Source organism: Streptomyces sp. NPDC050264, assembly GCF_040655895.1.
Lineage (GTDB): Bacteria > Actinomycetota > Actinomycetes > Streptomycetales > Streptomycetaceae > Streptomyces.
The window spans coordinates 284,775-292,585 of record NZ_JBFAKV010000005.1 but is presented as its reverse complement, the minus strand read 5'-3'; the positions used below and the strand labels follow the sequence as shown (position 1 = coordinate 292,585).

The window sequence follows — 7,811 nt, the reverse complement described above, 5'->3', positions numbered from 1 at the left end:
CCGGTGAGGGTCCGGTGCCCGGCGCCCGCATGTCCTGTGGCCCGGTGAGGGTCCGGCGCCCGGCGCCCGCATGCCCTGTGGCCCGGTGAGGGTCCGGCGCCCGGCGCCCGCATGCCCTGGAGACCGGTGCGTCCCGCGTCCCGTGGCCCGCCTGCCTGCTGCCTGCCGCGTCCCGCCTGCCGCGTCCCGCCTGCCGCGTCCCGCCTGCCGCGTCCCGCGTCCCCGCGTCCCGCGTCCCCGCGTCCCCGCGTCCCGCCTCCCCCGTCCCGGTAAATGCTCAGCGGCCCCGCGCCCCAGAGCCCGATGGGGTACCCGCGACCCAGGTGTATTGATCATGAGCGTTGACAACGCTCATGATCAATACACCTGGCGCCGAACCCACGCCCGCGCCCCGGTGAGCGACCCGCACCCCACACCCGCCCCGCCCCCCCACTACGCACTCGCCCCCCCCACGACTCCCCGTAACCCCCCACCAGTTGATCCGTGACGTTGATCTGTGACGCGCGTCCCACCCGCCGCCCGCCCGGCCTCGTCCGCCGGGTTCGTCAACTGCGGCACCGGTAGGGTGGCCCGGTTGTCATACGTAGCCGTGCCGTCCAGCCTTGAGTTATCGGAGACCGTGACTACCACCGCCACCAACTCCTCGTCCCACCACCTCTCGCCCGCGTTTCCCGGCCGTGCCCCCTGGGGTACCGCCAACAAGCTGCGTGCCTGGCAGGAGGGGGCGATGGAGAGGTACATCCAGGAGCAGCCGCGCGACTTTCTCGCTGTCGCCACCCCGGGGGCCGGCAAGACGACGTTCGCGCTGACCCTCGCGTCGTGGCTGCTGCATCACCATGTCGTGCAGCAGGTGACGGTGGTCGCGCCGACCGAGCACCTGAAGAAGCAGTGGGCCGAGGCCGCCGCGCGGATAGGGATCAAGCTCGATCCGGAGTACAGCGCGGGCCCGCTCAGCAAGGAGTACCAGGGCGTCGCCGTGACGTACGCGGGTGTCGGTGTGCGGCCCATGCTGCACCGGAACCGGAGCGAGCAGCGCAAGACCCTCGTCATCCTTGACGAGATCCACCACGCCGGTGACAGCAAGTCGTGGGGCGAGGCGTGCCTGGAGGCGTTCGAGCCGGCCACGCGCCGTCTCGCGCTGACCGGTACGCCGTTCCGTTCCGACACCAACCCGATCCCCTTCGTGCAGTACGAGGAGGGGAGGGACGGCATTCGGCGGTCCTCGGCCGACTACACGTACGGATACGGGAGCGCGCTCGGCGACGGTGTCGTGCGGCCCGTCATCTTCCTCTCCTACAGCGGCAACATGCGCTGGCGCACCAAGGCCGGTGACGAGATCGCCGCGCGGCTCGGCGAACCGATGACCAAGGACGCCATCAGCCAGGCCTGGCGCACCGCCCTCGACCCGCGCGGTGAGTGGATGCCGAGCGTGCTGCGCGCCGCGGACGCCCGGCTCACCGAGGTCAGGAAGGGCATCCCGGACGCCGGGGCGCTCGTCATCGCCACCGACCAGGACTCGGCGCGCGCGTACGCGAAGCTGATCCGGGAGATCACCGGCAGCAAGGCGACGGTCGTGCTCTCCGACGACACCGGCGCCTCGAAGCGGATCGACGACTTCGCGGCGAGCGAGGACCGGTGGATGGTCGCCGTGCGGATGGTGTCCGAAGGCGTCGACGTGCCGCGACTCGCCGTCGGGGTCTATGCCACGACCATCTCGACGCCGCTGTTCTTCGCGCAGGCCGTCGGCCGTTTCGTGCGGTCCCGGCGCCGTGGCGAGACCGCGTCCGTCTTCCTGCCCACCGTCCCCGACCTGCTCGGCTTCGCCAACGAGATGGAGGTCGAGCGCGACCACGTACTCGACAAGCCGAAGAAGGAAGGGGAGGAGGACCCCTACGCCGAGTCCGAGAAGGAGATGGACGAGGCGAACAAGCAGGAGGACGAGGACACCGGCGAGCAGGAGCAGTTCTCCTTCGAGGCGCTGGAGTCCGAGGCCGTCTTCGACCGGGTGCTGTACGACGGTGCCGAGTTCGGCATGCAGGCGCACCCCGGCAGCGAGGAGGAGCAGGACTACCTGGGTATCCCCGGGCTCCTCGAACCCGACCAGGTGCAGCTGCTCCTCCAGAAGCGGCAGGCCCGGCAGATCGCGCACAGCAAGAAGAAGCCGGACACCGAGGCCGATCTGCTGGAACTGCCCGCCGACCGGCGGCCCGTCGTCTCCCACAAGGAGATGATGGAGCTCCGCAAGCAGCTCAACACCCTTGTCGGCGCGTACGTCCACCAGAGCGGAAAGCCGCACGGTGTGATCCACACCGAGCTGCGGCGGGTCTGCGGCGGGCCGCCGAGCGCCGAGGCGACCGGCGGGCAGTTGCGGCAGCGCATCGCGAAGGTCCAGGAGTGGGCGACCCGCATGAAGTGAGGGCAGTGGTGGCAGCCCGCATGAAGTGACATGGGTACCAAGTGCGGGCAATCACCTATAACTCAGGCCACGGACTGACCGGATTCTGGACGGAGTCTTCCGCTCAGCGGGACGACCTCGCTACATTCCCGGCAACGCACACGCCCCGTGGCAGAGCCGCCGCGGAGCGCAGCCGGTACGCACGAAGACAGCCGAATGCAGCTGTATGCAGCTGTATGCAGCCCAGCGCCTGATCACCGACCGGCGGCTCTGACGCGCGTCGCCCAAGGGACAGGCGGCGACAACCGCCGCGTAGGAGACCGCCGACCCTCACCACTAAGGAGTGGGCGTCGTGACCGCGGAGACCTCCCAGACGCTCGACCGGGGACTGCGCGTCCTCAAACTGCTCGCCGACACCGACCACGGGCTGACCGTGACCGAACTGTCCAACAAACTCGGCGTCAACCGCACTGTCGTCTACCGTCTGCTCGCCACCCTGGAGCAGCACGCCCTCGTCCGCCGCGACCTGGGCGGCCGCGCCCGTGTCGGCCTCGGCGTGCTGCGCCTGGGCCGCCAGGTCCATCCGCTGGTGCGCGAGGCAGCGCTGCCGGCGCTGCGCTCGCTGGCCGAGGACATAGGCGCGACGGCGCACCTGACGCTGGTCGACGGGTCGGAGGCGCTGGCCGTGGCCGTCGTCGAACCGACCTGGACCGACTACCACGTGGCGTACCGGACCGGGTTCCGGCATCCGCTGGACAAGGGCGCCGCGGGCCGCGCGATCCTCGCCTCCCGGCGGGGCCTGCTGCCCGAACCCGGTTACACCCTCACGCACGGCGAACTGGAGGCCGGTGCGAGCGGCGCCGCGGCGCCCCTGCTCGGGGTGAGCGGGCTGGAGGGGAGCGTCGGGGTCGTGATGCTGGCCGACGCCGTGCCGGAGCGGGTCGGGCCCCGGGTGATGGATGCCGCGCGTGAGGTCGCCGACGCGCTGCGCTGACCCGCCGAGACGCCGCGCTTTGGCCAACACGCCAAAGCGCGGCGCTTCTTTCTGGCGGATGCACTCACCCCTCCTGCCGCCGCGCTCGGCATCATCGGGGCGACCGCCGGTGCAGGGGGCGGGGAGAGCGGTGTCCTGGACACACGGAGACCGACCAGGCGCCAGGACGCGGCGGCCGCCGCCTCCCGGTACCCACGGGCCCCGGAATCGGCGTCGCCCCGCTGCCGGACGTGCTGCGCCGCTTCACTTCTGCGCGGCGGGATCCGTACGGCGCGCCGTAGCGGGTGCGGTTTCGTGGGTGCCCGCGGGCCCGGTGGGGGCCGATCGCGCAGTTCCCCGCGCTCCAGGGGCGCGGGGCTGTGACAGGTGCGGCTCCGCCGCGTGGGCGCGACCAGCCACGACGAGACCGGCACCCGCCGGCGGCCCCGCACTCGGCAGGCGAGAAGGCGCCCCGCGCGAGGAACCCCGGCCGCGTTAGATTAGGGCCCGTGCTCAACCGCCTCAGCCGCCCCGCTGCCCTCGCCCTCTGCGCGCTGCCCGTCGTCGCGTTGCTCGCGGTGGCGGGGTTCGCCCCGCTGCCGTTCTCGGTGGCGCAGCCAGGGCCCACGACGAACGTGCTCGGTGATGACGACGGCAAGGCCGTCATCGAGATCACCGGGGCCCCGACCCGGGACACCAGCGGAGCGCTCCGCGCGGTGACCATCGTGGCGACCGGACCCGACGCCTCCGTGCACCTCGGCGACGTGCTCGACGGCTGGTTCGCGGAGAACCGGGCGATCATGCCGCGGGACTCCGTCTATCCGGCGGGGAACTCCACCAAGGAGATCGAGGCGCACAACAAGAAGGAGATGAAGGGCTCCCAGGACGCGGCGACCGAGGCCGCGCTGTCCTACCTGGGGGACGACTCCGGCAAGGTCAGGGTCACCCTGCAGCTCGGTGACGTCGGCGGACCCAGCGCGGGCCTGCTCTTCTCGCTGGGCATCGTCGACATGCTGGACGGCGACGGCAGCGGCGGCGAGCTGACCGGCGGCAAGTCGATCGCGGGCACCGGCACCATCGACGACAACGGCAAGGTGGGCGCCGTCGGCGGGGTCTCGCTGAAGGTGCAGGCCGCCGACCGGGACGGCGCCACGGTCTTCCTCGTACCGAAGGCGGAGTGCGCGGACGCGAAGGCGTCGGCGCCTAAGTCGATGCGGCTGATCCCGGTGAGCACGCTGAGGGGCGCGGTCACCGCTCTGACGGACCTGGAGAAGGACTCCGGCTCCGTACCCTCCTGCTGAGCCCCACCACAGGCCGGGCCCGCCCGGTCACTCCTTGACGAAGCCCTGCCGCACCAGCCAGTCCTTCGCCACGTCGTGCGGGTCCTGCCCGTCGACGTCCACCTTGGCGTTGAGTTCCTGCGCGACGGTGTTGTTGAGCTTCTTGGTGATGGGGTCCAGGACCTCGGCCATCTTCGGGTACTTCTTCAGCGACTTGGTGTTGATCTCGGGCGCCGCGTTGTAGTTCGGGAAGAAGTGCCGGTCGTCCGCCATCACCTGGAGGTTCATCGCCTTGATGCGGCCGTCGGTCGTGTACACCTCGCCGAACGTGCAACTGCCCTTGGCGGCCTGCGTGTAGATGATGCCGCTGTCCATCTGCGTGATGTTCCCGGCGGGGATCCTCATCCCGTACGCCTTCTCCATGCCGGGCAGCCCGTCCGCCCGGTTGGCGAACTCGCTCTCCACGCACAGCGTGACGGCCTTCGGGTCCGACTTGGCCAGTGCGGCGACCTCGGAGAGCGTCTTGGTGCCGTACTTCTTGAAGTTGGCCGCGTTCATGGCGAGTGCGTACGTGTTGTTGAGCGCGGACGGCGGCAGCCAGGTGATGCCGTTCTCGAGGTCGGCGTCGTGCACCGCCTGCCACTGCTTCTGCGGGTCGGGGATCGGCTCGGAGTTGCCGAGGTAGGTGATCCAGGCCGTGCCCGTGTACTCGTACATGGCGTCCGCGTCACCGGACTTGATGGCCTCGCGGGCGCCGACGGAACCCTGGATGCCGGTCCGGTCCAGGACGTCCGCGCCGGCCGCCTTGAACGCGATGCCCATCATCGCGCCGAGGATCAGCTGCTCGGTGAACTCCTTCGACGTGACGGTGATGCTCGCGCCCGCGAGCGGCTCGCCCTTGCCGATCGAGCCGGGCCGTACGTCGTCGACCAGGGGGCTGCCGCTGGTGAGCCCGCAGCCGGCGAGCAGCGCCAGACCGCTCGCCGCCGCCGCTGCCATCCGCGTCCGGTACCTCATGTGCGCACCTCCAGCCCGCGCGGCCGCAACAGGAGTTCGGCCAGTGAGGCCAGCCAGTCGACGAGCAGGGCGAGCGCGATGGTCAGGATCGAGCCGAGCATCAGGACCGGCATGCGCTGGTTGGTGATCCCGGTGGTGATCAGGACGCCGAGTCCGCCGCCGCCGCCGAACGTGGCGAGGGTCGCGGTGCCGACGTTGAGGACGAGCGCGGTGCGCACCCCGGCGAGGATCAGCGGGACGGCCAGCGGGAGTTCGACCTTGGTGAGTACGCCCATGGGTGACATGCCGATGCCGCGCGCGGCCTCCAGGAGCGTCGGGTCGTTCGCCTTCAGTCCCGCGATCGTGTTGGAGAGCACCGGCAGGATCGCGTAGATGATGATGCCGATCAGGGCGGTCTTCTGGCCGATGCCGAGCCAGATGACGAGCAGGGCGAGGAGGCCGATCGCGGGCGTCGCCTGACCCATGTTGGCGAGCGTCAGCGCGAACGGTGTCGCCTTGCGGAACGTCTTGCGGGTCAGCAGGATCCCCAGCGGGATCGCGATGATCAGCACGAAGAACGTGGAGATCACCGTCAGGGTGATGTGCTGGCGCAGCGCCTTCCACACCTGCCCGCCGGAGATCGCGTTCTCGGAGATCGAATCGAGGTCGGCGCCCCGGAACCAGAGCCAGGTGGCCAGCAGCACCGCCACCAGCACGACCGGCAGGAACGTCGCCTTCTGCCATGTGATGCGGCGGGCCTGCCGCGCCGCGGACGGCGGCGGCGCCTCCTGTTCGCCCTCGCCCTCGTCGCGGAACGCGAGGCCCTTGACCTCGTGCTCGCCCTCGGGGCGCCCGTCGCCCTGCTTCAGGGGAGTGCTCACGCCTTCGCCCCTCCGTCGCCGGTCCCTGCGCCCTCCTGCTCCGATTGCGTCTGCTGGGCCCGGTGCTCCTCCAGCTCGTGCTGGTGCTCGACCGCTTCGAGCCGGTCGGCCTCCAGGAGTTCGTGCACGGAGTTCATCAGCGTCTCCATGTCGACGACGCCCTCGTACTCGCCGCGCCGGCCGGTCACCGCGACCCGGCCCGCGTTGTCGGTGAGGACCGCTTCGAGCGCGTCGCGCAGCGTCGCGTCCCAGGTGACGGTGTCGTGGACCAGGGTGCCGGCGCGGGCCAGCGAGCCCTTGGCGCGCATCAGGTCGCCGCGCCGCAGCCACTTGTAGGGGCGGCCGCGCCGGTCGAGCAGCAGGAGTTCGTTGGTCCCGGCCGCCCGCAGCTTGTTGAAGATGTCCTGCAGCGGGTCGTCGACGCCCACCGTCGGATAGTCGGTGACCTCGACGTCGCGTACGCGGGTGAGGTTGAGCCGCTTGAGGGCCGCGCCCGCGCCCACGAACCCGGACACGAAGTCGTCGGCGGGGTTGGTGAGGATGGCTTCCGGGGTGTCGAACTGCGCGATGTGCGAGTGCTCGCGCAGCACCGCGATCCGGTCGCCGAGCTTGATGGCCTCGTCGAAGTCGTGCGTGACGAAGACGATCGTCTTGTGCAGTTCGTGCTGGAGCCGGATCAGCTCGTCCTGGAGGTGGTCGCGGGTGATCGGGTCGACGGCGCCGAACGGCTCGTCCATCAGCAGCACCGGCGGGTCGGCCGCGAGCGCTCGTGCCACGCCCACGCGTTGCTGCTGGCCGCCGGAGAGCTGGCGCGGGTAGCGGCCGTGGAACTCGCCGGGGTCGAGCCCCACCAGGTCCAGCATCTCCTCGACCCGCGACTTGATCCGCGACTTCGACCAGCCGACCATCTTCGGTACGAGCGCGATGTTCTGCGCGACCGTCATGTGCGGGAAGAGGCCGGAGGACTGGATCGCGTAGCCGACCTTGCGGCGCAGCTTCACCGGGTCCATGTCGGTGACGTCCTCGCCGCCGATGCGGATGCGTCCGCCGGTCGGCTCGATCAGCCGGTTGATCATCTTCAGGGTGGTCGACTTCCCGCAGCCCGAGGGGCCCACGAAGATGACGAGTTCGCCCGCCTTGATCTCCATGCTGACGCTGTCCACGGCCGCGTCGCTGCTGCCCGGATAGCGTTTGGTCAGGTTCTCCAGCTCGATGGTGGCGCCGGTGTTGCGCTGGTCCACGGGCACGGGTCCCGCCCCGGGGCCCGGCTCGGGCGTGCGCCTCGT

The 7,811-nt window shown here is 70.7% G+C and carries 6 protein-coding genes; 3 read left to right on the top strand and 3 right to left on the bottom strand.

Features of this window, described 5'->3' with window-relative positions; translation table 11 throughout:
• The first annotated feature begins 619 nt into the window (after positions 1-619).
• The 3 genes from AB0J02_RS11120 (at position 620) to AB0J02_RS11110 (ending at position 4,669) form a co-directional block, all read left to right on the top strand.
• On the top strand, positions 620-2,416 hold the full coding sequence (locus AB0J02_RS11120; RefSeq protein WP_363193308.1) for a DEAD/DEAH box helicase: 1,797 nt from the start codon (positions 620-622) through the stop codon (positions 2,414-2,416).
• 331 nt (positions 2,417-2,747) lie between these two features.
• Positions 2,748-3,389, top strand: coding sequence for a helix-turn-helix domain-containing protein (locus AB0J02_RS11115; RefSeq protein ID WP_363193307.1), 642 nt, complete (start codon positions 2,748-2,750; stop codon positions 3,387-3,389).
• A 488-nt stretch (positions 3,390-3,877) separates the two neighbouring features.
• Complete coding sequence (locus AB0J02_RS11110) at positions 3,878-4,669, top strand: S16 family serine protease (RefSeq protein WP_363193306.1); 792 nt, start codon at positions 3,878-3,880, stop codon at positions 4,667-4,669.
• 27 nt (positions 4,670-4,696) lie between these two features.
• On the opposite strand, the gene AB0J02_RS11105 is transcribed toward AB0J02_RS11110, so the two are convergent.
• From AB0J02_RS11105 to AB0J02_RS11095, 3 genes are read right to left on the bottom strand one after another with little or no spacing between them, the layout of a single operon-like run.
• Complete coding sequence (locus AB0J02_RS11105) at positions 4,697-5,665, bottom strand: glycine betaine ABC transporter substrate-binding protein (RefSeq protein WP_363193305.1); 969 nt, start codon at positions 5,663-5,665, stop codon at positions 4,697-4,699.
• On the bottom strand, positions 5,662-6,525 hold the full coding sequence (locus tag AB0J02_RS11100) for an ABC transporter permease (protein WP_363193304.1): 864 nt from the start codon (positions 6,523-6,525) through the stop codon (positions 5,662-5,664). The genes AB0J02_RS11105 and AB0J02_RS11100 overlap by 4 nt, the downstream gene beginning before the upstream one ends.
• On the bottom strand, positions 6,522-7,772 hold the full coding sequence (locus AB0J02_RS11095) for a betaine/proline/choline family ABC transporter ATP-binding protein (protein WP_363193440.1): 1,251 nt from the start codon (positions 7,770-7,772) through the stop codon (positions 6,522-6,524). Before AB0J02_RS11095 ends, AB0J02_RS11100 begins: the two co-directional genes overlap by 4 nt.
• Between the last annotated feature and the right edge of the window lie 39 nt (positions 7,773-7,811).

Coding starts and splice junctions, on each gene's coding strand:
- AB0J02_RS11105 (WP_363193305.1), bottom strand. CDS start 5,665: ATGAGGTACCGGACGCGGATGGCAGCGGCGGCGGCGAGCGGTCTGGCG.